The following is a 23,479-nucleotide window of genomic DNA, read 5'->3' on the forward strand; positions in this document are numbered from 1 at the left end:
GTAACAAGCGTTCGGTACGTAAGCTAGCAGCATGCCGCCCGCACGAGGAGACCGCGAAGCCCGCCGCAAGGACGTGTCCGAGGCGGTGTGGCGGGTGCTCGCCGACAAGGGGTTCGGCGGGCTGACCCTGCGCGCCGTCGCCGCCGCGATGGGGGTGTCGACGGGAATGCTCATGCACTACTTCCCGACCAAACGGGCCCTGCTGACCCACGCCCTGGACCTGCTGGAGAAGCACACCGCCGAGAGGCCCCGCCGCGCGCGTCCCACCGCCGGACTGGCCGCCGTGCGCGCGATGCTCCTGGACATCCTGCCGCTCACCCCGGGCGACACCGCCCGCAACCGCGTCTGGGTCGGCTCCTGGGACCTCTCCCTCGCGGACGACGGGCTGACCGCGGACCAGGCCGACCGCTACACGCGGCTGCGTGCGACGCTCCGCCCCCACCTCGAAGCCGCACGCGATCTCGGCGAGCTCCCCGCGTCCGCCGACCCCGACCGCCTCGCCGCCACCGCCGTCGCCTTCACCCACGGGCTCGTCGTCCAGGCCCTCTTCGACCCCGGCCGGTTCCCCGAGGACGAGCAGGTCGCCCTGCTCGACGACTTCCTCGCCGCGATGGCGGCGCCCTCCCGGCCCACCGGCGACCGGGGCCAGGGAGCCCGGCATGACCGGCGAGGCGCCCCCTGAGGCCGCCTGTCCGACGGGCCGGTGACGAACCGGGACGAGAACTCGACGGCCACCGCCAACCGGCCTCGCGTACGCGCGCGCTGACCTCGGTCCTGTCGTCGGGTCGAAGCGCGCACCACTCCGGCGGGGGCTCGCCGTATGCAGCGGGGGACGTCCGGCCGCGGGCGCCGGTCCGGCGAGGCTGGGCTCGGGGTGGAGACGCGGGGGGCCCCGCACGGAACCGGGAGGCCGGGGTTCACGTGCGGGGCCGCGCTCACGGGGTGGGGGCCGTCAGACTCCCGTCAGGTGGTACGTACCCGTCCCGTCCTGCCTGCCGCTGGAGTATTGGCGGATGAGCTCACCGTCCGCGTACCGGTCGTGGCCCATCATGGAGCCGGTGTACTTGTTCTGTACGCCGACCTTCGGGCTGCCGGGTACGTCGCGGTAGATGTAGAACCGCTGGAGGTCGTCCTCCCCGCAGGCGGCCGTCGTCAGGTAGGCCCGCTCCTGGTTGGCGATGTCTGCCGGGATGGTCGCGCAACGGCCGCTGCCCCAGTTCCACAGGGACGCCTCGATGACTCCGTTCTTCTCCGTCACATCGCACAGCCGCCAGTTGTCCAGGTGGGCGCTGGTCCAATTGGATTGGCGCAGGCGGACGCCGTCGTTGGCCAGGGCCGGTGCGCTCCAGTTCAGGGGCTTGCCGGGGACGTCGATCCGGTAGACGGCGGGTTGGCAGTTCAGGGCGGCGCGCGGGGCGGGCTTGGCGGCCTGGGGGGTCTTCACCCTCTGCGCGGCCCGGGCGGCCTTGGCGGCTGTGGCGGCGTCGTGCCTGGCCTGGTCGGCCTTGGCCGAGGGGACCGGTCCGGCCGGGTGCTTGGCGGCTGCGGCGGGGGAGCCGCAGTCGAGGAGGTCCTGTGCCTTGCGCATGATGCTGCCGGCCGGGACGGTGTCCTCGCAGCGGACCGCGCCTTCTTCGAGGGTGGTGTAGGTGGTGTAACCGCCGCTCTCGGGCCCGTCGACCCACTTGGTGGCGTAGGTGCCGTCGCCGGTGCCGACGCGATTGCAGTTCAGACTGCCGTACTGGCCGGTGACCTTGCGGGTCCCCTCGTACAGGGCGTAGTAGCCGGGTCTGCGGAAGTCCCAGGAGATCGATTTGGACTCGCTGCTGGTGGTACTGGAGGACACCTGCACGTTCAGGCCCAGGGTCCCGCCCACCTGGCCGAGCAGCTCGACCTGGAAGCTGCCCTGGATGTCGGCGGAGAGGCCGACCTGGACCGTGACCACGGTCTGTGTGCTGGTCTCGATCGTCTGGGAGCCCGTCGACCCCTCGGTGACGTACCAGCCCTTGAAATGCGTGATCGTCGGAACGACCTGCGTGGACTTGATGTACGGGTAGCGCTTGCCGAGGTCGGCTGACGTACAGGAATCGCCGAGCTTGGGTTGACCGGCCGCCGGAGTGGCCGGCTTGACCGCAGTCGGAGCTGCCGCGGCGGGAGCGGCCGTCACCGTTGTGGCGGCGAGCGCGGAGGCGGCGAGCGCGGTGAGGACCGTCAGCCCTCTTCTCCGGAGGTCGGATGATCGTGAATGACGCATCGTGCTCATCCCCCTTGGACCAGGCTCCGCGTCGGGGCACGTGGGAGTCCCGGCCGATGGTGTGGTCGGTGTGATGGTGGGTGGTTCTTGATCAGGACGAACCTAACGTCGGCCGAGGCCGAGTGGCGATGACGGAACCGGTCGGTTTCGGGGCCCAACCCGTGGCCTTTCAGGGGCGGTTCGCAGGTTTTCCCTGAACGGTTTCATCAGGATTTCATGTGCGGGGATACAGTCCGCCGCAAACAGTGCGGAGACGGCTGCTCGGCCGTGAATCCGCTGCCAAGCCCCCGGCAATCCGTGAGTTTCGGACCGGTTCCTCATGATCTGCCGGTGCGGCTGACCGCCGTCGCATGGTCACGGCATCCAGCCAATTCGTGTACTCCGAAATCGAGCGCCTTCGGCGGCCGGGGCGGTCTCGCTGTTTGTGCGCTTGCCCAAACAGCTCTAAGAACGACGGAAGCAGGAAGTCGCCGGGAGATGAGGACTGCCGGCCAAGGTTGCGCTCCTGCCCTCCGGGGGGTCCGTCCGGGCAAGAGGCGGACATCTCGATCGAGGAGACCATGCCAGGGCAAGCCGGCCGGGCCGACTGCGGGTGCGAGCACCGGAGTCGGCCGGTGCCTGGCGAGGCCATGGCGTGGCGGCACCGTACGACAAGCTCGCCTGCCGCCGAGCCGAGCGACCCGTAGCCGATGGCCGACTGCGCCCCACGGCCGGCCCGGCAGCGTCCGCATGACGCCCGAACATCCGGTGCGCGCACCCAGACCGTATCGACCGGAAGTCACGGAGAAGAGGATGAACATGTCCATACCAGGTTTACGTCGCCACCGCGGAGGGCGGGACCGAAAGCCGAACAGGCTGCGCCGCGCCCTGACAGGGGCGACGGTGGTCGCGACGGCCGCCGCTGTCGCGTCCAGTGGTGGCACGGCGACGGCCGCCTCCGCGCCCACGTATCTGGCCGACCGCGGGAGCGCCGTCACGGAAGGCCCGACGGAACACACCATCACGTCCGAGATGACCACGGTGCGGGTGACGGAGCTGGTCACCACGACACCGGACCGCGCGGGCGACGTCACTGTGCGGCTGGCCGACGGGAAGACCATTCCCATCCCGGCGGCCCACAAGGACCTTGTGATGAGCCGCGCCGCCCGGCAGGCCAAGAGCCGGCTCAAGGCCGCCGAGCCCAGACCATGCGGCATCACCTGGGTCAGGCTCAAGGAGAAGTCCAACCGCCACCCGTTCGCCATGGAGACCGGGTTCGAGGTCCTGGGCGGGTCAGCCATCGGCTACAAGTGGCGCGTCACCATCAAGGGGCCGAACGACTACGCCCACGAGTACACCAGTCAAGGCAACCTTGCCTTGCGCGGCAGCTGGCAGGGCGGCTACACGAGCGATGAGAACCAGGACGAGGGACTCTACACAGCCGAGCTCGATCCCGGCGTATCCCACTTCCAGTTCCTGAACGGCGACATCTGCGTTGCGGAGCCGGCGCGCAGAACCGAGCGCCTCACCAAGCCGAAGGCCGCATGCCTGAAGATGATGCAGGCCAATTCCCGCGACGGGTGGATCCTCAACAGCACCCAACCGGTCCCGCACCGCAACCGGACCGACCCGACCAGCCCGGCCGGTACCCGGGCAGCCGGCGCGCAAGCCTGCCTGCGGAAGAAACTCGGCGACGGCAGCCTGGCTGCCGGGGACATCACCGGCTGGCAGGACGCGCAGGTGTTCGCCCGCCCGCACGCCGCGCCCGGCACTCCAGCACCTTACGGACTCGCCCGGTGCCACCTGATCGCCTACATCCTCGGCGGGAAGGGGCAGGTACGGGACGGCGGACAGGACAACCTCGTCCCCTGCTGGCAGGTGGGGATGAACACCGGAACACCCAGCATGCGGACCTACGAGAAGGCTGTGAAGGACGCGGTTGACGCGACCACCATGGGGCCGGACGATGCGGTCTACTACCAGGTGACACCTCTCTACAAGAACGATGCCAGCACGATCCCCACGGGCGTCACCATGAGCGCCGCGATTCAGCGGGCGGACGGAACGCAGAGTCTGCTGCCCATCACCGGCGTCACCAACACCAAGGGGAACACCGGGCTGCTCAACCTCGGAAACTGATCCGGACCAGTCAGTGCCCACGGGAGCCGGCATGAGTCGCACCAGCCCGCCGCGGCCGCTCGACGTCACCGCGCTCTTCCCTCAGCTGGCCCCGCTGGCACGCACGGCGACCCGGTTGCACCCCCGCCCGGGGTCGCCGTCGGTGCACGACAGTTCCGTCGGCGGGCCGCTGCTGTGGCCCGCCGACGAGCCGTGGCCGCACTGCGACGAGCCGCACGAAGGACACGGGACGAGCACCGGCCCCTCACCAGCGGACGTGCGGCTGCTGCGTCGCCACCGGGAGGCAACGGACGAACGGCGGCGCCGCGAACCCCAGGGCCCCTGGGCCACGCTCGAGGAACTGGCGACCGACAACCGGCTCCGGGCCGGCCGCCCGTGGCCCGAGGGCCCGGTCGCCATGCTGCCCGTGGCCCAGCTGTACATGCGTGACATCCCTCGACTCCGCACGCTCGGGCCGTCCGAGGCCGATCTTCTCCAGGTCCTCTGGTGTCCCTTCGACCACCCGGCGAACCCCAGGCCCGTACTGCTCTGGCGGTCCGTCGCCGAGGTCGCCGATGTCCTCGGCACCCCTCCCGAGCCCTCCGCGATCCAGTTCTCCGACTACCTGCCCGATCCCTGCCTGTTCGCACCGGAGCAGGTCACCGAGTACCCGAACTTCCTGGAGCTGAGCAAGGAGCTGCAGGAGCAACTGGGCGACTGGAGCAGGTGGCAGGCGGCCGGATCAGCGGTGGACAGCTCCTACGAGCCCGCCCCGGAGGAGTTCTACCTGAACCACCTCTCGGTCTCCCCCGGTTGGAAGGTCGGCGGCTGGAGCAACTGGGGCCTCACCGACCCCGTGCCCCGGCGCTGCCCCGGGTGCGACATCGAGATGGACCCGCTGCTGACGATCGCCTCGACCGAATGGGACGGTGGCAGCGAGAGCTGGGCCCCCATCGAGGACCCGGCCGGCGACACACCACCCCCGCCGCGGGGAAATCCCCCGGCGAACTTCACCAGGATCGTCCTCGCCGGGGGCTATGGCATGCAATTCCACATCTGCCCGGCATCCCCGGACCATCCGTGCATCGAACTGATTCAGTGATTTTTTCCCAGATCCCACCCGCTTCGAGCGTGATCGTTCGGTTCGGGGCGAGTGGGCGTGGACTCCGGCCCGGTGGCGGGAGAGATGGGCGCGATCCGACGGGTCAGGCGCGACACAGTCCCTGACGGCTGTCCCGTGACTGCTGATCTGCTCTCATCGCGCTGCCTGCCTGGGGCTGGTGCGATGCCGATGTGGTGGGCTGGCGGCGTCAGCCGCGGGCGGATGCGTTTTCCAGCAGGTGGTCGATGTGGCGTTGGAGGGTGGCCAGCGCCGTGGCCGGGGAGTGATGGCCTGCCAGGACGTGGACCGTGAGGCCGTCGGCCAGGGCGAGGAGCGTGTGTGCTTCGCGATCGGGGTCAAGGTGCTGGAGGATTTCCTGGGTGTCCTGGCCGTAGCGGATGAGCCACGCGATGAGGCCATGGAGCTTGGCATAGGTGTCATGCAGGACGGCGGCCAGTCTCTCGCTGGCAGGGGCATGCGCGACGAAAGCCAGCCAGACGTGAGCCTGTGTCCTCGATTCCTCATCCAGCAGGGCGAGTTCGGCCAGGGTGTGGGACAGCAGGGTCGACGCGGCCTGAGGGGTGGATGTGGCGGCGATGCGCTGGTTGGCGCGTTCGCTGACGTGTTGGGAGATGTGCTCCAGCGCGAAGAGCAGCATGTCCTGCTTGGTACGGAAGCACCGCTGGACAGCGCCCATGGACACATTGGCCTGGGCGGCGACGTCGCGGAGGCTGACGGCCTCCATGCCGGAGCGCGCGATCAGGGTGCAGACCGCCTCGGCGATCCGTCGGCGTCGGTCCTCGTAGTCGACCTGTCTGGGCACGGTTTGATCCCTCCCATGTTCTGATGCACTTGCATCGTATCCGGTTCCGCTGCACGATGTGATGCGATCGCATCGGAAAGGTGCGTGGACATCGGGAGGGAAGGCTCGTCATGGCGAAACAGTTCCGGAGGACGGACAGCAGCTCAGGTCAGGGGCTGCTGTGGCTGTTCGGTGCCATCCTGGCCATCCAGGGCTTCGGCTCCGCCATCACGGAGGCGGCGTGGGACACAAGCTTCGGCGTCGCTGGCCTCCTGCGGGCAGCCCATATGCCTGAGTGGGCGACGCTCCTGGTCGGCTTCGCGGGTTTGGCCCTGCTGGGAACGGCGGCGCGCCGTCACTACGCGAGGAGGCGGGCGGACCGCCACCCGTGAGAAGTCCGCAGGCCAACCGGCGAGCTGGGATGGTCCGGGTGTGGCTGGTGTGATCACGGCGTCGGAGCCGTCTGGGATGGTCCCGTTCGCCGGGCTGAGCTCGTGGCTGTTCAGCAGGTCGGTGACCTCGCTGCGCCGCGAGGGCGCTGACGCCGTGCGGCGGGGCCGGCCGTGGAGCCTGCGCTGGAGGACCGGGTGCTGCCAACGGCGGCCGGTCAACCCGGCACACCACGAGGTCACCATGAGCGAAGCACCGTGACCCGAGATGAATTGCGGGACGCTCCTCAGGCCGCCGTCCCGGAAGTGCGCGCCACGTACACCGTGTTGGCCGCCGCGCCGTCCTCGTCGCTGCCCGCCGCGCGGGGGAACGTCACCACGTGCGAGGCGTGCGAGGCGAAGACCTCGGCGAGCGCGGCGGTGAACACCTCGTCCGGCGGGTCGTTCGACCACAGCGCGAAGACGCCGCCCGGCTTCAGATGGCGGGCGAGGGCGCGCAGCCCGTCGGGCAGGTACAGCGCCGCGTGCCGCGGATGCAGCACGTGCGCGGGTGAGTGGTCGACGTCCAGCAGTACCGCGTCGAAGCGCCGCCCCGGGTGGTCGGGGTCCGGGCCGCCCGGGGCGGCGACCGACGCGAAGAAGTCACCGCGCGCGAACCGGCAGCGCGGATCGGCGGTCAGGGCCGCGCCGAGCGGTACGAGGTGACGCTGGTGCCAGCCGATGACCTCGCCGAGCGCCTCCACCACCAGCAGGGAACCCACCCGCGGGTCCGCCAGCGCGGCGTGCGCCGTGTGGCCGAGGCCCAGCCCGCCGACGACGACGTCCAGCGGCGGGGCGGCGTCGGGCAGCGCGGCGAGCCCGAGCCGGGCCAGCGCCACCTCGCCCTCCGTGAAGAGACTGGACATCAGATACGCGTCGTCGAGCTTCACCTCGTACACGTCGGCGCCCGACGCGGGGTCACGCCGGCGCCGCAGGCTGATGTCGCCGATCGGGGTCGGCCGCCAGTCGAGCTCCTGGAAACGTGAGGTCACGATCCGGACGCTACCGGAGGATCACCACCGAACGGGGCTACAACGCACGAAAGACGGGGTACCCGACCCTTCCCCGGCGAGACGCGACGGTGTCCCCTCGACCGGAGGGGCCGCGAGGAGGCTGCCATGGCATTCCGTACCCGTACGACACCCGCACCGGCCACGCGTCCCCGGGCCGCGCCGCTCGCCTCCGCCCTGGTCCTGGCGTTGGCGCTGACCGCGTGCGGGGCGGGAGCCGGCGGGACGACCCCGCCCGGCGAGGTGCCGGGCACCGCGGCCGGGTCGCCCGTGCCGGCGGACCCGGCCGGCACGACCGCCCCGCCGTCGGCCTCCGGCCCGGCGTCCTCCGACCGCACCGTTCCGCCCGCGTCGACGACCCCGCCGACGGCCCCCGCCACGACGCAGCCCACCGCACCGCCCCCGGGGGGCAAGCACGTACGGGTCGCCGTCTACTTCCTGCACGGCGAACGGGTGTCGCCCGCCCCCCGTTCGGTGACCGCCCCGGCCACCGCGGCCGGCGCCCTGCGGGCCCTGCTGGCGGGGCCCAACCGCTTCGAACGAGGCCACGACCGGACGACGGCCATTCCGGCGGGGACGGAACTGAGGTCCCTCGCCGTGCGCGACGGCGTCGCCACCGTGGACCTGTCCGGCCGGTACGACGACGGGGGCGGCACCCTGTCGATGCGCGCCCGGCTCGCGCAGGTCGTCCACACGGTCACGCGCTTCCCGGCGGTGACGTCGGTGCGCTTCTCCCTCGACGGCGAACCGGTCCGCCACTTCGGCGGCGAGGGCGTCGACCTGTCCCGGCCGGTCGGCCGGGCCGACTTCGAGGACGTGACGCCGGCCGTGCTCGTGGAGTCGCCGATGATCGGCGACACGGTCAGCAGCCCGGTCCGGGTGTGGGGCACCGCGAACACCTTCGAGGCTTCCTTCGGCCTCCGGATCGTCGACGCGGCCGACCGCACCGCGGCACAAGTGCACGGCATGGCGTCGTCGGGCAGCGGCACGCGCGGCACGTTCGACCTGACGGTCCCCTTCGAGGCCGCGCGGGAGGGGCCCGGGGCGCTGAGCGCCACCTGGGACTCGGCGGAGGACGGCCGCCTCGTGGACGCCGCGAGCGTCCCCGTGACCCTGCGGCGCTGACAGCCGTGCCGAAAGGGCGGGCCGGCCCGGCACGCCGGCCCGAGCGGCGGACCGTCGGCCGGGGCGGCGCCGTCCGGACGGGTTCCGACGCCGCGCGGACCGTCGGCCGGGCGCGGGCACGGGTGACCGGGACGGGAGCGGGGACGGGGACGCGTGGACGTGCGGCGCCCCGCGGACGGCGGGTGGGGCCGCCGTCCGCGGGACGCCGGGCGCGGAGGGTCAGAGACCGCCGGTCTGCACCAGGCGGTTGGGGGAGCCCTTCGACACCGTGAGGGCGCCGCTCACCGACTGCTGGAGGAGCCAGTCGGTGACCTCGGCGGGGGAGGCGCCGGGGTTCCGTGCCTTGTAGAGCGTCGCGACACCGGCGACGTGCGGACTGGCCATGGACGTGCCGTCCAGCGTGGTGCTGCCGCCGCCGAGCCGGGCGGACCTGATCTGCGTACCGGGCGCGTACAGGTCGAGGCAGGGGCCGAAGTTGGAGAAGGAGGCCTCCCGGTCCTGGTGGTCGGAGGCGCCGACGGTGACGGCGCGCGGCGTGCTCGCCGGCGACACCTTGCAGGCGTCCTCGGCGCTGTTGCCGGCGGCGAGGACGGGCAGGACCCCCTTGGCGAACAGGTTGTCGGCTGCCGCGTTGACCGCGTCGGAGCGGGGGCCACCGAGGGAGCCGTTGAGGACGGCGGGCCGGGCGTTGCTCGCCGCGGCCCGGTCGAACCCGGCGATCATGCCCGAGTAGGCGCCCTTGCCCTCGCAGTCGAGGACGCGGAAGCTGACGACCTTCGCCTGCCGGGCCACCCCGAAGGTCGCTCCGGCGACGGTGCCCGCGACGTGGGTGCCGTGGCCGTTGCAGTCCTGGCCGTTGCGGCCGTCGCCGATCGCGTCGAAGCCGAAGTAGGCCCGGTTGGCGAACTCGGGGTGGGAGTAGTCGATCCCCGTGTCGAGGATGAGCGCCCACACTCCCGCGCCCGTCCCCTGGACGTTGAACTGGTTGTCCAGCGGCAGATACGGCTGGTCGATCCGGTCCAGCCCCCAGCTGGAGGCGGGCGCCCGCGGCGCCGGCCGCTCGGCCGCGACGGGGGTGGCGGTGACGACCGCGTCCTGCTCGACGGCCTCGACCTCCGGCATGGCCCGTACCGCTGACAGCTGGTCGGGCGTGAGACGGGCGGCGAACCCGTGCAGCACGCTCTCGTACGAGAAGAGCGGGGTGACGCCGGCCACCCCGGCGACCTTCGCCGCCGGCGCCGCGCCCTCCCGGAGGGTGACGATGTACTGGCCCTCGATCCCGCCCGCCGCGTGCGTGAGGAGGGGCGCGGGCTCGGCCCGGGAGGCGGTCGGGCGGGGTTCGGCGCCGCCGGTGGCGGCGGTGGCGGACACGGGCGCGGCGGCGAGTGGCAGGAGCAGCAGGAACGCTGCGGAGGCGCGGCGTGCGGACAGTCTCATACGGGTCTCCGGGTCGGTCGGCGCGGGGCGGGCGAGGGCCGCGGTCCGTGACCGCGGGCGCCCGCGTGGCCCGCCGGGGCGGGCCACGCGGTCACCAGGTTTCTCGGCCGCGGGGGGCCGACCCAGGCTGCTTTGTCAGGGGCACGCCATTAGTCGGATGAGCCGACCGGCTATCCGGAGGTGGGTGGGGTGGCGCGAGGCGGTGCCGGCGCGTGGGCGGGACGACCGGCCGAGTCCCGCCCGAAGGGCCGGTGTCGCCCCTGATGCGCCGTCGGAGGCGGGTGTGGGCGGACGGCGGCGGGGCGTGGCACGAGAGGGGCCCGGGGCGGCTGAGGGCCCCGCGGCGGGGGTGGGCGGGCGCCGCGGGGGCGGTGACCCGTGGAGGTCAGCCCGTGGTGCGGCGGTCCTCGTCGCTCGCGCGGCGCAGCTCGTCCGCCCGGCGCGTCACGTCCGCCACGCGGGCAGCGAGGTCCGGGTGCCGGCGCAGGTGCGGCCCCGCGTCGGCGAGGGGGGTGATGAGCCCGGCCGCGTCGTCCCCGGCCAGCGCCTCGGTGAGCCGCCCGATCGGCGACCGCGCCTGGCGGGTCAGATCGTCGAGCGCCGTGATCTGCCCGGCGAGCTGCCGCAGGTCCGCGGCGTGGCGCCGGGCCCACGCGCTGACCGTGCGGTCGGCGGCGCGCCGGTCGCGGGTGGCCTTCACCCGCTCGTCCCCGGTGGTCCCGTGCCGGTCGCCGGGCCGCAGGCGCAGGTACCGCCGCTCGGCCGCCTGGCGGCTGGCCACCCCCAGCGGCCCGGCGAGCTCGGCCCAGCTGGCCCCGGCCGCCCGGGCCGCCTCGATCAGCCCCGGCTCCCAGTCGGCGAGCCGCCGGCGCACCTCGCGCAACGTCAGCAGCGCGGCCAGCGCCTCCTCGGCGGCGGACGGGGCCTGGGGGCCGGGGCGGCCGTCGGCCGCCGCCGTGTCCTGCGCCGCCCGGATCGCGTCGTCGATGGCGCTCAGCGCCTCCGCGGCTGCCAGGAAGGACCCGGGGGCCGGGGGGCGGGGCGTCGACTGCTCGGCTTCGCTCACAGGACCTCCTCCATGTGCGGGCGGCGATGTCCCGGCGTCGTCTTGGTGATGACATCCGGTCTTGTCATCGTTACGACGACATGCTACAACGGGAGTCAGGTGAACGCATTGGCATGAAGCGATCGAGCCGATGGAGGTGTTCAGGATGTTGATGCGCACCGACCCGTTCCAGGAGTTCGACCGGATCGCCCAGCGCCTCGTCGGCGCGTCCGGCACGTGGTCGAGGCCCGCCGCGATGGCCATGGACGCGTACCGCGACGGCGACGAGTACGTGATCGCCTTCGACCTGCCGGGCGTGGACCCCGACGCGATCGACGTCGACGTCGAGCGGAACATGCTGACGGTGAAGGCGGAGCGCCGGCCCCAGCCGAGGGCGGAGGCCGTGCAGATGGAGCTGTCCGAGCGTCCCCTCGGTGTCTTCTCCCGTCAGGTCATGCTGGCCGACACGCTTGACGTGGAGAACATCCGGGGCGACTACGACGCGGGCGTCCTGACCCTGCGCATCCCGATCGCCGAGCGCGCCAAGCCGCGCAAGGTCGCCATCAGCGCCGGCGAGGGCACGCGCAAGGAGATCAGGGGCTGACCCGCCCCGCCCACAGGGCGACCGGAGGGCGGGCACCCCCGCCCTCCGCCGGTCGGAAGGGGTGTGCGATGCGGATGAGATGGGAGCCCTTCCTGGACGCCGTCCGGGAACGCGGCGAGTACCCCGCACGGCAGGAAGCGGAGCGCGCGGCCAGAGTGGTCCTGGCACTGCTCGGCGCGCACCTCGTCGGGGACGTGCGGACCGGGCTCGCGGCCCGGTTGCCGGAGACCTTCGAGCTGATCCTGCTCAACCCCCTCCAGGCGGCGGAGCCCCTCGACCCCCAGCGGTTCGTCCGCGCCACCGCGGCGTGGATCGAGGGAGCCACCGAGGAGACCGCCCTGTGGGACGTCGGCGCCGTGCTGAGCGTCGTCGCCGACGCCGCCGGCGAGGACCTCATGCGGCGCGTGCTCCTGCAACTCCCGCCCGGGTACGACCTCCTGTTCGGCCGTCCCCGCGCGGACTGACCCACCCACGACGGACGGTCGCCGCGGCGCGACCGAGAAGACCCGAAGACCCCCGAGACCCGAAGACCCCCGAGACCAGAAGACCCCGAGACCGAGGGGCCGGCACGACCCGCCAGGACCGCGGACCGTGTCGCCCGGAGACCGGGAAGAGCGGAAGGAAGGCACTCCGACCATGACGTGGCACGCACTCGTGCAGCAGATCCGCACCGCCGGCCGCTACGACACCGACGCGGAGGCGGAACGCGTCCTGCGGGCCGTCCTGACCGCCCTCGGCGGCCACGTCGTCGGTGACGAACGGTGCGGACTGGTGCGGCTCCTGCCCGCCGAGGCCGGGGCGCTGCTCGCCGCGCAGATCCCCGTCACCGAACCCGTCACGGCCCCCGCCTTCGTCGCACGTGTCGCCACCGCCCTCGACCTCACCCCCGCCGAAGCCCGATGGGCCACGTCCACCGTCCTCACCGCCGTCGCCGACCACGCGGGGGAGGCCCTCACGCGGCGGATCCTCGCCGGGCTGCCCCGTGGCTACGCGCTGCTCTTCGGCCGCGTGGAACTGGCCCCCGCCGCACCCCGTCGACTGACGCAGGCCGCCGCCTGACGCACCCCGCCGTCCGGCGGCGCCCTCCCCCGCGGACCAGGGCACCGTCGAGCAGTCGAAGGCTTGCCCCATCGGAAACGCGTGTGCGAACGGGATCACGGCCGTGCCAGGATGGCGGCGGGAGGCGAGGTCTCGTGGACGAGGTGACGCGGTTCCGGGCCGCGCTGGTCGCCTGGGCGGCCGGTGGGGCCGCGGCGGAGACGGCCGCCGCGCAGGCGCGGCGGCTCGCCCGCGGCGTGCGGACGATCGTGCTGGTCGAGGGCCCCAGCGACCGAGCCGCCCTCGAAGCGCTCGCCGCGCGTCACGGCCGGGACCTCGGCGCCGAAGGCGTCGCGGTCGTACCCCTCGGCGGGGCGACGAACATCGGACGCTTCCTCGACCTGTGCGGCCCGCCCGGACTCGGCCTCCCGCTCGCCGGACTCTGCGACATCGGCGAGGAACGGCACTTCCGGCGCCACCTGGAGCGGGTCGGACTCGGCACCGCACTCACCCGCGCCGGCCTGGAGGCGCTCGGGTTCCACGTGTGCGTCGCCGACCTGGAGGACGAACTGATCCGCGCCCTCGGCCCCGAAGGCGTCCGGCAGGTGATCGAAGACCAGGGCGAGACACGCCCCTTCCACACCTTCCAAGGCCAACCCGCCCAACGGCAGCGGCCCGTCGAACACCAACTGCGGCGCTTCATGGGCACCCACAGCGGCCGCAAGGCGCTCTACGCGGGCGCACTCGTCGCGCACCTGGCCGCCGACCGGGTCCCCCGTCCCCTGGACCGTCTCCTCACCCACGTGACCCACCGTCACCACCGCCCCGCACGGGAACTCAGGGGGTGCGGACCGTGGGGCGGGGCGGTGTCGGCATGCCGGCGCCGATGAAGAAGCCGGGGTGCGGGGGCTGGTTGTAGGCGGTGTTCTGCCACGCCAGCGCGGTGCGGTACTGGGTGTCGTGCAGCAGCGTGGTGATGCGCGTGGCCGTGCGGTGCGGCGTGCTGTGGACGCGCAGCGCCCGGTTGTCGGCCGTGCGCCAGATCACCTCCTCCCGCCAGTCGCCGAGGATGTCCCCCGACAGCGCGGGCGTCGACTTGGTGCCGTTGTTGGAGGAGACGCCCGAACCGGTCAGCAGGCGGGTGTCGCCGGAGGTGCCGTACTTGTCGATACGGGTGCCGTCGAGGAGTTCGCGGACGGTGTCGCCGTCCCACCAGGACAGGAAGTTCGCGCTGGACGGTTTCCGGCCGACGGAGGCGCCGGCCGCCGAGCGCAGGGCCGAGTCGGCGGCGGACCACGCCTCCGCGCCCGGGCTGCCGGCGTGGACGTCGGCGGCGACGCCGCGCCCGTTGTCCGCCCCGGAGGCCGTCTGCCACAGGACCCGCCCGGTGCGCGCCTCGGCCATCCACGAACCGGGCTTGCTCCTGTCCTCGGACACCTTGAAGTACTCCAGGCCCGGCCGGGCCGGGTCGAGGTCCCCGACGTGGCCCGCGTCACCGTGGCCCAGCCTGGTGGTCCACAGGCCGCTGCCGTCGTCGTCGACGGTCATGGCGCCGTAGACGATCTCGTCCCTGCCGTCGCCGTCGACGTCGGCGACGGACAGGCTGTGGTTGCCCTGGCCGTCGTATCCCCGGCCGCTGTTGGTGGAGGAGGCCGTGTCGAAGGTCCAGCGGCGTGTGAACCGGCCGTCCCGCCAGTCCCAGGCGGCGATGACGGTCCGCGTGTAGTAGCCGCGAGCCATGACCAGGGAGGGCCGGGAGCCGTCGAGGTACGCGGTGCCGGCGAGGAAGCGGTCGACGCGGTTGCCGTAGTCGTCACCCCAGGAGGAGACGTTCCCACGGGCCGGGACGTAGTCCACGCTCTGCAGGGCCCGCCCGCTCCGCCCGTCGAACATGGTCAGGTACTCGGGGCCGGACAGGACGTAGCCGCGGGAGTCGCGGTGGTCGGCGGAGGAACCGCCGATCACCGCCCCCGTGCCGTCCCGGGTGCCGTCGGCGGTCTTCACGGCGACCTCCGCCCGGCCGTCGCCGTCGAAGTCGTAGACCTGGAACTGCGTGTAGTGGGCGCCGGAGCGGATGTTGCGGCCCAGGTCGACGCGCCACAGGCGGGTGCCGTCGAGCCTGACGCCGTCGATGACGGTGCTGCCGGTGTGGCCGGCCTGGGAGTTGTCCTTGGCGTTGGTGGGCTGCCACTTCAGGACCAGGTCGAGCCGTCCGTCGCCGTCGAGGTCGCCGGTGGCGGCGTCGTTGGCCTCGTACGTGTACGCCACCCCGTCGGGGGTCGTGCCGCCCGACGGCGGGGAGATCGGCACGTCCAGGTACCCCGACCGGAACTGGAGCGCGTGCTCGGAGGGCGCCTGCTCGACGCCGTTCACCACGGCGCGCACCGTGTAGTCGGCCGACGCGGGGGCGCCCGCGTCGAAGTGGTTGGTCGAGGTGGTGAGGGGGGTGGAGGTGAGCCGGGTGGTGCCGCGGTAGACGTGGAACGCCACGTTGTCCGGGTCCGTGGCCAGCCACCGCCACGACACCAGGTTGCCGCTGCCGGTGTGGGTGCTGGTCAGCCCGCGGTCGAGGCGTTCCACCTGGCGGGCGGTCGCGGCGGCGTGCGCGGTCGGGGGCGCCGCGCCGAGGGCGGAGACGGCCAGCGCGGCGACGGCCGCCACGCCGACGGCCGGCAGGGCCCGGTGCGGCCTCGGTATCCACGCGGATCGGTTCGCGGCGCGGCGGCGCCTGGGTGCGTCGGTCACGGTGACCTCCGGGGTGGGGGGAGGAGAGCGCCCGGGGATCACGGCCCGCGAGCGGGGCGTGGGAACGCTCCCATGGGGCGGGAGCGTAGGAAGCCGTTGATGGAACGTCAAGGATTCTGTCCGTACCGGATGTTCGGGCTTGTGCGGTGATGAGGGGAAGGGGTGGGGGCGCGCGGGGCGGCGCGGGGTGCCGCCCGGTCCGTCGCCCGATGACCCCCTCCCGGGGCGTCACGGCCGACGGCGCCATCAGGGCCGTCGGCGTCCCGGGCTCAGCCGCGCACCGGGCGGAAGTACCGGGTCAGCGCCCAGGCGGCCACCCGCTGACCCGTGGCGTTGCCCACGGTGTCGGCCGTGCGGGTGTGGATGCCCGCCCACACCCGGGCGTCGACGGCGTCGCGGTCGTAGTCGCGGGCGTGGGTGTACGTGCGGGTGGCGCGCGCGACGACCGACGTGATGCGCAGGTCCAGCCGCGGGGTGCCGGACAGCAGGGTCAGCGTCCGGGTCAGCGCGCCCGCCGTGGTGGCGTGGCCGCTGAGGTAGTCGGGGTGCGCGGGCGTCTCCAGCAGCGGCTGCCAGGCGGGGTCGGGCTGGGTGTGCGGGTTGCCGTCGGTCGCCGCCTCGTGGATGGCGGTCACCGGGCGCCAGGAGCCGTAGCGCAGCTTCGCGTCCCAGGCGGCGATGACGGCGTCGGCCTGGACGGTGTTGACGGCGGCGTACAGGCGGGCGGTGTCCACCAGGTCGAGGCGCTGCCGCGTGGCGCGGTCGGCCAGGGCGCCCTGGAGGTCGAGCTTGGTGAAGAACAGCGCGGTGGCGGTCTGGGCGGGGGTGCGCCGTGAGCCGGACTTGGCGCCGACCTTCTTCACCTCGTCGAAGTCGGCGGCGTAGCGGGCCGAGGACAGCGCGGGCGGCGGCCCCGGGCGGAACTGGTCGGGCCGGTCCAGCAGCAGCGGGCGGAGCCGGCCCAGCCAGGCGCTGGCGAAGGGCTCCTGCCGGGGCGGCGTGGGCCGCCAGACGCCGGTGCCGGGCGTGTGCGGGAAGGCCACCTGGACGCCGAAGCCGTCACCGGCCCGCAGGTCGACGACGTGGCGGGCCGCGCGCCGGCCGAAGGCCACCCCCGCGTCCTCGGCGGGCCCGTCGGGCACGCGCGCCAGGGAGGCCGCGTGGGCGGCCGCCAGTTCGGCCGCCGCCTGCGGGAAGGTGTGGCGCAGGATGTCGTGGGCGGCGGTCGCCGCCGCGGCCTCGGCCGAGGCGGGGCGGGGCGCCCGCTCCCGCCACCGGTAGGGCTCGTAGCGGCCCTCGATGCCGACGACCGCGTTGTACACGCCGACCGAGACCAGGGCGTGCCACAGCACCTCCTCGGAGGCGCTGCCCTCCCGGTCGACGATCTGCGCCGTGGTCCGCGCCCAGTCGGCGACGACGGATCCGGCCGCGGCCGGCGCGGTGGCGGATCCCGGTACCGCCGCCGAGGGGGCGCTCGCGGCCGCGAGCGCCGTGAGGCCGAGGAGCAGCGCCGAGGCCGCCCGCACCCGACGCGGGACCATGAGAAATGCCGTTCTTCGCAATGTACGTCCCCTTTTCCACCGTTTCCCGACGCCTCCACCCTGACGGCCCGTCGGGAAACCGCAAGCGCTCGGGTCGCCCCCCGGAGCCGTCCGGGCATCGCGCTCACCCGAACGGCTCCCGCTCGGGTGCATGTCCGTTTCGTTGGGTTGGAGGGCTGTTGGGGGCTTTGTGGCGAGGGGTGCTCATTGCGCGTCGTTCGCGGCGCATTGCCCCGCCCGGCCGCGCCGGGCGCATTCCGTGACGTCGGTCACGCGACGAGGCCGCCGAATTCCCGGACTCCCCGTGGCGCCACGGAATTCGCGCGCAATGGCCTTTCCCATTGATCACGGGCGGGAAATTCGGGCCTTGTTCCCGCCGACCGCCGTCGTCTACGGTCACCGCATTCCGGAGGGAACGCCGAATCCTGCCGCCTTCCGGACTCCGCACCCACCTACGCCCGGCAGGAGCGGGGGAACCAGGCAAGACGCCGTTCCGGTCCCCGGAGCGGCTCGGGGTGAAGCGGTGGCCGCGGCCGCCGCCGGACAGCTCCCGTCCGAACCCGACAGCTCACCTCGCAGGCGCCGGAGAGGAACGTCCCCATGCCCGCACAGGGTAAGCACCGCCGTCCCAGGAACAACCGCGTCACCCGCACCCTCGCCGCCGCGAGCACCGGCGGCGCCGCTCTCGCCCTGCCCCTGACCGCCGCCGCGACCGCGTCGGCCGCGCCCGCCGCCGCGCAGCCCGCCACGGCGGTGCAGGTCACCGCCGCGCCGGCCGCCGCCGCGACCGCGGCCAAGCCCGCGACGTACTCCGTGGTCGCCGGCGACACCCTCTTCCGCATCGCCGTCGACCACGCGGTCACCGGCGGCTGGGAGAAGCTCTTCCGCGACAACCGCGCGGCCATCGGTGACGACCCCTCACTCATCCGGCCCGGCACGAAGCTCACGCTCGGCGCGAAGGCCGCCGAGCGCCCGGCTCCGGTCCGGGCCGACCGCTCCCAGGCCCGTACCGCCGCGGCCCCCGCGCAGGCGAAGACCTACACCGACGACCTCGACGGCTGGATCAAGGAATCCCTGGACGTCCTGGCCCGGAACGGAATTCCCGGCACCTACGAGGGAATTCACCGGAACATCATGCGCGAGTCCTCGGGCAATCCGCTCGCGATCAACAACTGGGACTCCAACGCCGCCGCGGGAACGCCTTCCAAGGGTCTTCTCCAGGTGATCGACCCGACGTTCAGCGCGTACCACGTGCCCGGCACGCCGTTCGACCCGTACCACCCGGTCGCCAACATCACGGCCGCGTGCAACTACGCGGCCGACCGGTACGGCTCCATCGACAACGTCAACGGCCCGTACTGACCGTCCCTCCGGGGCAGGGCCCCGAGCCCTGCCCCGGAGCCGGCGACGCGGTGGCGCCCGGCCGGTCCCCGTGCCCGTCCCGGTCGACCCGGTTGCCGCAGTGGTTCACCGGCCGGTGCTCCGGCCGCTGCACGAGGTTGTCCGCGCCGAACAGGAGACCGTTCGAGCCGGGGAGGTGCGAGCCCGGACCGTCCCAGGCGGCGGTGTCCGCGCGGGGGACGTCCGTGCCGGGGCCGACCGAGGCGGCGGCCGTCGCGGTACCCGCGGCCATCGCCAGCGCGCAGGCCAGGGCCGGGCCGGCGAGCAGTGAGCGTACGCGCATGGGTGTCCCTCCGGGGAGACGGGCGGTCGGTGTCCCGGCCACTGTGCGCGCCACCGCCCCGGGCGCCCCGCATTGCTCCGTCCGGCGGCGCGGCGCCGCCCCCGCCCCACCGCCGCCGCCCCCGGCCGCGCACCGGCGCGGACCGACGGACGCACCGCGCGGACCGACGGCGTACCGGTACGGACCGACGGGCGCACCGCGCGGACCGACGGGCGCACCGCGCGGACCGACGGGCGTACCGGCGCGCGACCGCCCGATCAGCCGTACAGCGCCGGGCGGTCGGCGAGCGCCACTTCCACCCGCCCCCCACCGGCCTGGGCGCGCACCCCCGCCTCGCACACGGCGGCCGCCGCGTACCCGTCCCAGCAGCTCGGCCCGGTGGCCTCACCGCGCCGCGCCGCGTCGACCCAGGCCCGCACCTGGCGGTCGTACGCGTCCTCGAACCGCTCCTCGAACCCCGGCGCGACCCGACCGCCCCAGCGGCCCGCCGCGTTCAGGAGCAGGCCGTGCGCGTCGCCGATCCGCGCCGTACCGCTCTCGCACACCGCCTCGGCCTGGACCTGGTACCCGAAGCGGCAGTTGAGGTAGACCTCCACGTCGGCCAGGGCTCCCCCGTCCGTCTCCAGCACCACGAACTGCGGGTCGTCGAGCCCCTCCGGGGCGTTGCCCGACGCCCTCGGGCGCAGCACCGTGACCGCCGCCACCTCCTGGCCCAGCAGCCAGCGCGTCACGTCCACCTCGTGCACCACCGAGTCGTTGACGAGCATCGCGCCGGTGAACCCGGGCGGCGATGCGGCGTTGCGGTGCCGGTGGTGCAGCATCAGCGGACGCCCCAGCTCCCCGCCGTCCAGCAGCGCCTTCAGCGCCACGTACTCCGGGTCGTACCGCCGCATGAACCCCACCTGGACCAGCCGCCGCCCGAGCTTCTCCTCGGCGCGCACCACCCGCAGCGCCGACGCCGCGTCCGGGGTCAGGGGCTTCTCGCACAGCACCGGAAGCCCCCGTTCCAGGGCGGTGAGCAGCGCCGCCTCGTGCGCCGGCCCGGGGGAGGCGACGACGACGGCGTCCACGCCCGGAGCGGCCATCGCGGCGGCCGGGTCGGTGTGGACCGTGCAGCCCGCCACCTGAGCGGCGACCGCCGCGGCGCGCCCGGCGTCCACGTCCGCGACGGCGGCCACCCGGGCCCCGGCGATCACCCGGTCGATGCGGCGGACGTGGTCGGCGCCCATCCGGCCGGTGCCGACGACGGCGACGCCGAGCGTCCCGCGCTGGGTCATGGTGCAGGTCCCTTCCGGGTCGGCGGCGGCGCGGTCAGGCGCCGCAGGAGCGCAGGTACCGCCGGGTCCGCGCGGCGATGGGCAGCGGCCGGTCCGGCGGGCAGGGGTACATGTCCTGCTCGACGATGGCGAACAGGTCCACGCCCAGGCACTGTGCGGCCGCCAGCACCGGCGGGAGGGCGGGCACGCCCGCCGGCGGCTCGCACATCACGCCGCGCCGCACCGCCGGCCCGAACGCCACGCCGTGGGCCACGACTTCGGCGAGGACGGCCGGGTCCACCTGCTTGAGGTGCAGGTAGCCGATGCGCTCGCCGTATGTCTCGATCAGCTTGACGCTGTCGCCGCCGCAGTACGCGTAGTGCCCGGTGTCCAGACACAGGTCGACCAGCCCGGGGTCGGTGGCGTCGAGGAACCGCTCGACGTGCTCCTCCGTGTCGAGGTGCGTGTCGGCGTGCGGGTGGACGACGATCCGCAGGCCGTACCGGTCGCGCACCTCGCGGGCGAGCCGCTCCGTGCCGCGCGCCAGATGCGTCCACTGCTCGGCGGTCAGCTCGGGCGGCTCGACGAGCGCCGCCGTGCGGTCGTCCCGCCAGAACGACGGGATGACCACCAAGTGCCCGGCCCCCACGGCCCGCGCGAGCGCCGCCACCTGCCGGACGTGCGCCCAGGTGGCGTCCCAGACGGCCGGCCCGCGGTGCAGCGAGGTGAACACCGTGCCCGCCGAGACCCGCAGGCCGCGCCGGGCGGTCTCGTCGGCGAGGCGGGCGGGGTCGGTGGGCAGGTAGCCGTACGGGCCCAGCTCGATCCACTCGTAGCCGGCCGCGGAGACCTCGTCGAGGAACCGCTCCCAGGGCACCTGGCGCGGGTCGTCCGCGAACCACACCCCCCAGGAGTCGGGGGCGGAGCCGACCCTGATGCGGTCCAGGAGCGGGGTACCGGCGGTGCCCGGCACGGGGCCGGCGGCGTCCATACGGCGGTCCTTTCACCCAGCGGTCCCGGTGCGGGGCGCCGGGAGGGACGGCGGGGCGACAGGGGTACGGGGAGGCACCCGTGTGCGAGCCCGGTCCCGGGCCGGCAGCCCCGGTCGCACGGTTCGGATACAAGTGGGTGGGCGGCCCCGTGTCAACACCTTGTCAGGACATCCGCTCAGGACGAGGTCAGGATGTCCGTACATGGCGTTGACACCGCTCCGGGCTGCCCGTAGACCTGGGGACAGCGGTCACCGCCCCCTGTCCACCGCCCGCCGGCACCAGGAGCGACGCGCATGCCCCACTCCGCCGAGACCTTCGACCTGATCACCATGGGCCGCATCGGCGTCGACCTCTACCCGCTCCAGACCGGCGTGCCCCTGGCCGAGGTCGAGACGTTCGGGAAGTTCCTCGGCGGTTCCCCCACCAACGTCGCCGTGGCCGCCGCCCGGCTGGGCCGCTCCGCCGCCGTCGTGACCCGCACCGGGGACGACCCCTTCGGCGCGTACGCGCACCGGGCGCTGCGGGAGTTCGGCGTCGACGACCGCTGGGTCACCCCGGTCGACGGCCTCCCCACCCCGATCGCCTTCTGCGAGCTCTTCCCGCCGGACCACTTCCCGCTGTACTTCTACCGCCGCCCCAAGGCGCCCGACCTGGAGATCCACCCCGGCGAGCTGGACCTCGACGCGCTCCGCGCGGCCCGGATCCTGTGGACGACGGGCACGGGGCTGAGCGCCGAACCCAGCCGCACCGCGACGTTCACCGCCCTGGAGGCCCGCGACCGGGCCGGCACCACCGTCTTCGACCTCGACTGGCGCCCGATGTTCTGGGACGACGCGCCCGAGGCCCGCCGCCACTACGCGCGCGCCCTGCGCCACGCCACCGTCGCCGTCGGGAACGTCGACGAGTGCGAGATCGCCACCGGCGTGCGCGACCCTCTGGCCTGCGCCCGCGCCCTGCTCGACGCGGGGCCCGACCTCGCCGTCGTCAAACGGGGCCCCGAGGGCGTCCTCGCCCTCCACCGCGACGGCTCCGCCGCCGAGGTGCCACCCGTACCGGTCGACGTGGTCAACGGCCTCGGCGCCGGCGACGCGTTCGGCGGGGCCCTGTGCCACGGGCTGCTGGCCGGCTGGGAGCTGGAGCGGACCCTGCGGTACGCCAACGCCGCCGGCGCCCTCGTCGCCTCGCGCCTCGCCTGCTCCTCGGCGATGCCCACGGCGGCGGAGCTGGACGACCTCCTCGCCGGCGAGCCGACCGCCGCCGCACGCGCCGCCCCCACCGCCCGCGGCTGACGGTGCGGGCGCGCCGCCGAGCGGGGCGCCCCCGTACCGGCACCGACGGGCTCCCGTACCGGCACCGACACCGCCCCACCCGACACCGGCACCGACGCACCCGACACCGCCCCACCCGACACCGGCTCCGAGGGAGCAGCCATGACCGCCTCCGACCACCTGCCCGCCGGGACGGCGGCGCGCGGCCCGTACGCCGTCGACGTCGACCCCGGCTCGGCCGGGTGGGACCACTGCTCCCTGCGCGTCCTCGCACTGCCCCCCGGCGGCCGGCACGCCTTCGACACCGGCGGCAGCGAGTGGATCGTGCTCCCGCTCGCCGGCGCCTGCACCGTCGAGGTCGACGGGCGCGCCTTCCCGCTCTCCGGCCGGGCCGACGTCTTCACCGCCGTCACCGACTTCGCCTACGCCCCGCGCGACGCGCGCGTGGAGCTGGCCTCGCGAGCCGGCGGCCGCTTCGCCCTCGCGGGCGCGCGCTGCGAGCGGCGCCTGCCCGCCCGCCACGGCCCCGCGTCCGGCGTCCCCGTCGAACTGCGCGGCACCGGCACGTGCAGCCGCCAGGTCAACAACTTCGCCGCGGCCGACGTCTTCGCGTGCGACCGGCTCATCGCCGTCGAGGTGCTCACCCCCGGCGGCAACTGGTCCTCGCACCCGCCGCACAAGCACGACGAGCACCGCCCCGGCCTGGAGGCCGTCCTGGAGGAGATCTACTACTTCGAGGTCGCCCCCGGCCCCCGCGGCGCCCCCGGCCTCGGCTACCACCGCGTCTCCCCGTCGGGGCACGGCCGCGGCACCGACCTCCTCGTCGAGGTCCGCGACGGCGACACCGTCCTCGTCCCCGACGGCTGGCACGGCCCGTCCGTCGCCGCGCCCGGTCACGACATGTACTACCTCAACGTCATGGCCGGGCCGGGCGCCGAACGGGCCTGGCTGATCAGCGACCACCCCGACCACGCCTGGGTCCGCGCCACGTGGCGGGACCAGCCGGTCGACCCGCGCCTGCCCCTGTACGCCCCGCCGACCCCGTGAGGTG

22 protein-coding genes, 1 pseudogene and 1 riboswitch are annotated in these 23,479 nt (G+C 74.0%); of the genes and pseudogenes, 13 read left to right on the forward strand and 10 right to left on the reverse strand.

Annotated elements, in window-relative coordinates; all coding sequences use genetic code 11:
• The first annotated feature begins 31 nt into the window (after positions 1-31).
• On the forward strand, positions 32-682 hold the full coding sequence (locus LPA54_RS09215) for a TetR/AcrR family transcriptional regulator (protein WP_228975647.1): 651 nt from the start codon (positions 32-34) through the stop codon (positions 680-682).
• A 270-nt stretch (positions 683-952) separates the two neighbouring features.
• On the opposite strand, the gene LPA54_RS09220 is transcribed toward LPA54_RS09215, so the two are convergent.
• Positions 953-2,254, reverse strand: a complete 1,302-nt coding sequence (locus LPA54_RS09220) for a hypothetical protein (RefSeq protein ID WP_228975649.1) — start codon at positions 2,252-2,254, stop codon at positions 953-955.
• Positions 2,255-3,136: 882 nt separating this feature from the next.
• Here LPA54_RS09220 and LPA54_RS09225 point away from each other — a divergent pair.
• Both LPA54_RS09225 and LPA54_RS09230 read left to right on the forward strand, forming a co-directional pair.
• Positions 3,137-4,372, forward strand: a complete 1,236-nt coding sequence (locus LPA54_RS09225) for a DNA/RNA non-specific endonuclease (protein WP_228975651.1) — start codon at positions 3,137-3,139, stop codon at positions 4,370-4,372.
• 31 nt (positions 4,373-4,403) lie between these two features.
• Positions 4,404-5,453, forward strand: coding sequence for a hypothetical protein (locus tag LPA54_RS09230; protein ID WP_228975652.1), 1,050 nt, complete (start codon positions 4,404-4,406; stop codon positions 5,451-5,453).
• A gap of 208 nt (positions 5,454-5,661) precedes the next feature.
• Here the strand turns inward: LPA54_RS09230 and LPA54_RS09235 are convergent, their stop codons facing one another.
• Positions 5,662-6,276 (reverse strand): TetR/AcrR family transcriptional regulator, encoded by a 615-nt coding sequence (locus LPA54_RS09235; RefSeq protein ID WP_228975654.1) that lies wholly within the window; start codon positions 6,274-6,276, stop codon positions 5,662-5,664.
• Between the two features lie 110 nt (positions 6,277-6,386).
• On the opposite strand from LPA54_RS09235, the gene LPA54_RS09240 reads away from it, so the two are divergent.
• A complete protein-coding gene (locus tag LPA54_RS09240; RefSeq protein ID WP_228975656.1) occupies positions 6,387-6,647 on the forward strand; it encodes a hypothetical protein in 261 nt (86 codons plus the stop codon).
• A gap of 40 nt (positions 6,648-6,687) precedes the next feature.
• Positions 6,688-6,860 (forward strand): annotated as a pseudogene (locus tag LPA54_RS09245) (IS5/IS1182 family transposase); the annotation flags it as partial.
• Between the two features lie 71 nt (positions 6,861-6,931).
• On the opposite strand, the gene LPA54_RS09250 reads toward LPA54_RS09245, so the two are convergent.
• Complete coding sequence (locus tag LPA54_RS09250; RefSeq protein WP_228975658.1) at positions 6,932-7,675, reverse strand: spermidine synthase; 744 nt, start codon at positions 7,673-7,675, stop codon at positions 6,932-6,934.
• A 126-nt stretch (positions 7,676-7,801) separates the two neighbouring features.
• Here LPA54_RS09250 and LPA54_RS09255 point away from each other — a divergent pair, with 126 nt between their 5' ends.
• Positions 7,802-8,818: a Gmad2 immunoglobulin-like domain-containing protein gene (locus tag LPA54_RS09255; RefSeq protein WP_228975660.1), complete on the forward strand. Its 1,017-nt coding sequence runs from the start codon at positions 7,802-7,804 to the stop codon at positions 8,816-8,818.
• 219 nt (positions 8,819-9,037) lie between these two features.
• Here LPA54_RS09255 and LPA54_RS09260 read toward each other — a convergent pair whose 3' ends face one another.
• Both LPA54_RS09260 and LPA54_RS09265 read right to left on the reverse strand, forming a co-directional pair.
• Entirely contained in the window at positions 9,038-10,255 is a 1,218-nt protein-coding gene (locus tag LPA54_RS09260; RefSeq protein ID WP_228975662.1) for a S8 family peptidase, read from the reverse strand.
• A gap of 385 nt (positions 10,256-10,640) precedes the next feature.
• Entirely contained in the window at positions 10,641-11,321 is a 681-nt protein-coding gene (locus LPA54_RS09265; RefSeq protein ID WP_228975665.1) for a type III effector protein, read from the reverse strand.
• Positions 11,322-11,466: 145 nt separating this feature from the next.
• Here LPA54_RS09265 and LPA54_RS09270 point away from each other — a divergent pair, with 145 nt between their 5' ends.
• The 4 genes from LPA54_RS09270 to LPA54_RS09285 all read left to right on the forward strand — a co-directional run bounded on the left by LPA54_RS09270 (position 11,467) and on the right by LPA54_RS09285 (position 13,832).
• Positions 11,467-11,904 (forward strand): Hsp20/alpha crystallin family protein, encoded by a 438-nt coding sequence (locus LPA54_RS09270; RefSeq protein WP_228975667.1) that lies wholly within the window; start codon positions 11,467-11,469, stop codon positions 11,902-11,904.
• A 68-nt stretch (positions 11,905-11,972) separates the two neighbouring features.
• Entirely contained in the window at positions 11,973-12,368 is a 396-nt protein-coding gene (locus LPA54_RS09275; protein WP_228975669.1) for a DUF2267 domain-containing protein, read from the forward strand.
• 172 nt (positions 12,369-12,540) lie between these two features.
• Positions 12,541-12,963, forward strand: a complete 423-nt coding sequence (locus LPA54_RS09280; protein ID WP_228975671.1) for a DUF2267 domain-containing protein — start codon at positions 12,541-12,543, stop codon at positions 12,961-12,963.
• A gap of 134 nt (positions 12,964-13,097) precedes the next feature.
• Entirely contained in the window at positions 13,098-13,832 is a 735-nt protein-coding gene (locus LPA54_RS09285) for a TOPRIM nucleotidyl transferase/hydrolase domain-containing protein (RefSeq protein WP_228975672.1), read from the forward strand.
• On the opposite strand, the gene LPA54_RS09290 is transcribed toward LPA54_RS09285, so the two are convergent.
• The gene (locus LPA54_RS09290) at positions 13,780-15,585 is read right to left on the reverse strand and encodes a rhamnogalacturonan lyase (RefSeq protein WP_228975972.1); all 1,806 of its coding nucleotides are present in this window, start codon (positions 15,583-15,585) and stop codon (positions 13,780-13,782) included. The genes LPA54_RS09285 and LPA54_RS09290 overlap by 53 nt on opposite strands.
• 371 nt (positions 15,586-15,956) lie before the next feature.
• Positions 15,957-17,228 (reverse strand): vanadium-dependent haloperoxidase, encoded by a 1,272-nt coding sequence (locus tag LPA54_RS09295; protein ID WP_228975674.1) that lies wholly within the window; start codon positions 17,226-17,228, stop codon positions 15,957-15,959.
• Positions 17,229-17,667: 439 nt separating this feature from the next.
• Positions 17,668-17,825: riboswitch (cyclic di-AMP (ydaO/yuaA leader) on the forward strand.
• Positions 17,826-17,828: 3 nt separating this feature from the next.
• Between LPA54_RS09295 and LPA54_RS09300 the strand changes: the two genes are divergently transcribed.
• On the forward strand, positions 17,829-18,590 hold the full coding sequence (locus LPA54_RS09300) for a LysM peptidoglycan-binding domain-containing protein (RefSeq protein WP_228975676.1): 762 nt from the start codon (positions 17,829-17,831) through the stop codon (positions 18,588-18,590).
• On the opposite strand, the gene LPA54_RS09305 is transcribed toward LPA54_RS09300, so the two are convergent.
• The 3 genes from LPA54_RS09305 to LPA54_RS09315 all read right to left on the reverse strand — a co-directional run bounded on the left by LPA54_RS09305 (position 18,574) and on the right by LPA54_RS09315 (position 21,159).
• A complete protein-coding gene (locus LPA54_RS09305; protein WP_228975678.1) occupies positions 18,574-18,912 on the reverse strand; it encodes a chaplin family protein in 339 nt (112 codons plus the stop codon). The genes LPA54_RS09300 and LPA54_RS09305 overlap by 17 nt on opposite strands.
• A gap of 257 nt (positions 18,913-19,169) precedes the next feature.
• Positions 19,170-20,189: a Gfo/Idh/MocA family protein gene (locus LPA54_RS09310; RefSeq protein WP_228975680.1), complete on the reverse strand. Its 1,020-nt coding sequence runs from the start codon at positions 20,187-20,189 to the stop codon at positions 19,170-19,172.
• A 34-nt stretch (positions 20,190-20,223) separates the two neighbouring features.
• Positions 20,224-21,159, reverse strand: a complete 936-nt coding sequence (locus tag LPA54_RS09315; protein WP_228975682.1) for a sugar phosphate isomerase/epimerase — start codon at positions 21,157-21,159, stop codon at positions 20,224-20,226.
• Positions 21,160-21,453: 294 nt separating this feature from the next.
• On the opposite strand from LPA54_RS09315, the gene iolC reads away from it, so the two are divergent.
• Together iolC and iolB are read left to right on the forward strand one after the other, a co-directional pair.
• The gene (gene iolC / locus LPA54_RS09320; protein WP_228975684.1) at positions 21,454-22,449 is read left to right on the forward strand and encodes a 5-dehydro-2-deoxygluconokinase; all 996 of its coding nucleotides are present in this window, start codon (positions 21,454-21,456) and stop codon (positions 22,447-22,449) included.
• 141 nt (positions 22,450-22,590) lie between these two features.
• Positions 22,591-23,475 carry a 5-deoxy-glucuronate isomerase gene (gene iolB, locus LPA54_RS09325; protein WP_228975685.1) on the forward strand — a complete coding sequence of 295 codons (885 nt, stop codon included), beginning with the start codon at positions 22,591-22,593 and terminating at the stop codon, positions 23,473-23,475.
• Positions 23,476-23,479 lie beyond the last annotated feature (4 nt).

The sequence above is a fragment of the Streptomyces sp. DH12 genome (assembly GCF_020873895.1).
Taxonomy (GTDB): domain Bacteria; phylum Actinomycetota; class Actinomycetes; order Streptomycetales; family Streptomycetaceae; genus Streptomyces.

Coding starts and splice junctions, on each gene's coding strand:
- LPA54_RS09215 (WP_228975647.1), top strand. CDS start 32: ATGCCGCCCGCACGAGGAGACCGCGAAGCCCGCCGCAAGGACGTGTCC.
- LPA54_RS09220 (WP_228975649.1), bottom strand. CDS start 2,254: ATGCGTCATTCACGATCATCCGACCTCCGGAGAAGAGGGCTGACGGTC.
- LPA54_RS09230 (WP_228975652.1), top strand. CDS start 4,404: ATGAGTCGCACCAGCCCGCCGCGGCCGCTCGACGTCACCGCGCTCTTC.
- LPA54_RS09240 (WP_228975656.1), top strand. CDS start 6,387: ATGGCGAAACAGTTCCGGAGGACGGACAGCAGCTCAGGTCAGGGGCTG.
- LPA54_RS09255 (WP_228975660.1), top strand. CDS start 7,802: ATGGCATTCCGTACCCGTACGACACCCGCACCGGCCACGCGTCCCCGG.
- LPA54_RS09260 (WP_228975662.1), bottom strand. CDS start 10,255: ATGAGACTGTCCGCACGCCGCGCCTCCGCAGCGTTCCTGCTGCTCCTG.
- LPA54_RS09270 (WP_228975667.1), top strand. CDS start 11,467: ATGTTGATGCGCACCGACCCGTTCCAGGAGTTCGACCGGATCGCCCAG.
- LPA54_RS09275 (WP_228975669.1), top strand. CDS start 11,973: ATGCGGATGAGATGGGAGCCCTTCCTGGACGCCGTCCGGGAACGCGGC.
- LPA54_RS09280 (WP_228975671.1), top strand. CDS start 12,541: ATGACGTGGCACGCACTCGTGCAGCAGATCCGCACCGCCGGCCGCTAC.
- LPA54_RS09295 (WP_228975674.1), bottom strand. CDS start 17,228: ATGGTCCCGCGTCGGGTGCGGGCGGCCTCGGCGCTGCTCCTCGGCCTC.
- LPA54_RS09300 (WP_228975676.1), top strand. CDS start 17,829: ATGCCCGCACAGGGTAAGCACCGCCGTCCCAGGAACAACCGCGTCACC.
- LPA54_RS09305 (WP_228975678.1), bottom strand. CDS start 18,912: ATGCGCGTACGCTCACTGCTCGCCGGCCCGGCCCTGGCCTGCGCGCTG.
- LPA54_RS09310 (WP_228975680.1), bottom strand. CDS start 20,189: ATGACCCAGCGCGGGACGCTCGGCGTCGCCGTCGTCGGCACCGGCCGG.
- LPA54_RS09315 (WP_228975682.1), bottom strand. CDS start 21,159: ATGGACGCCGCCGGCCCCGTGCCGGGCACCGCCGGTACCCCGCTCCTG.
- iolC (WP_228975684.1), top strand. CDS start 21,454: ATGCCCCACTCCGCCGAGACCTTCGACCTGATCACCATGGGCCGCATC.
- iolB (WP_228975685.1), top strand. CDS start 22,591: ATGACCGCCTCCGACCACCTGCCCGCCGGGACGGCGGCGCGCGGCCCG.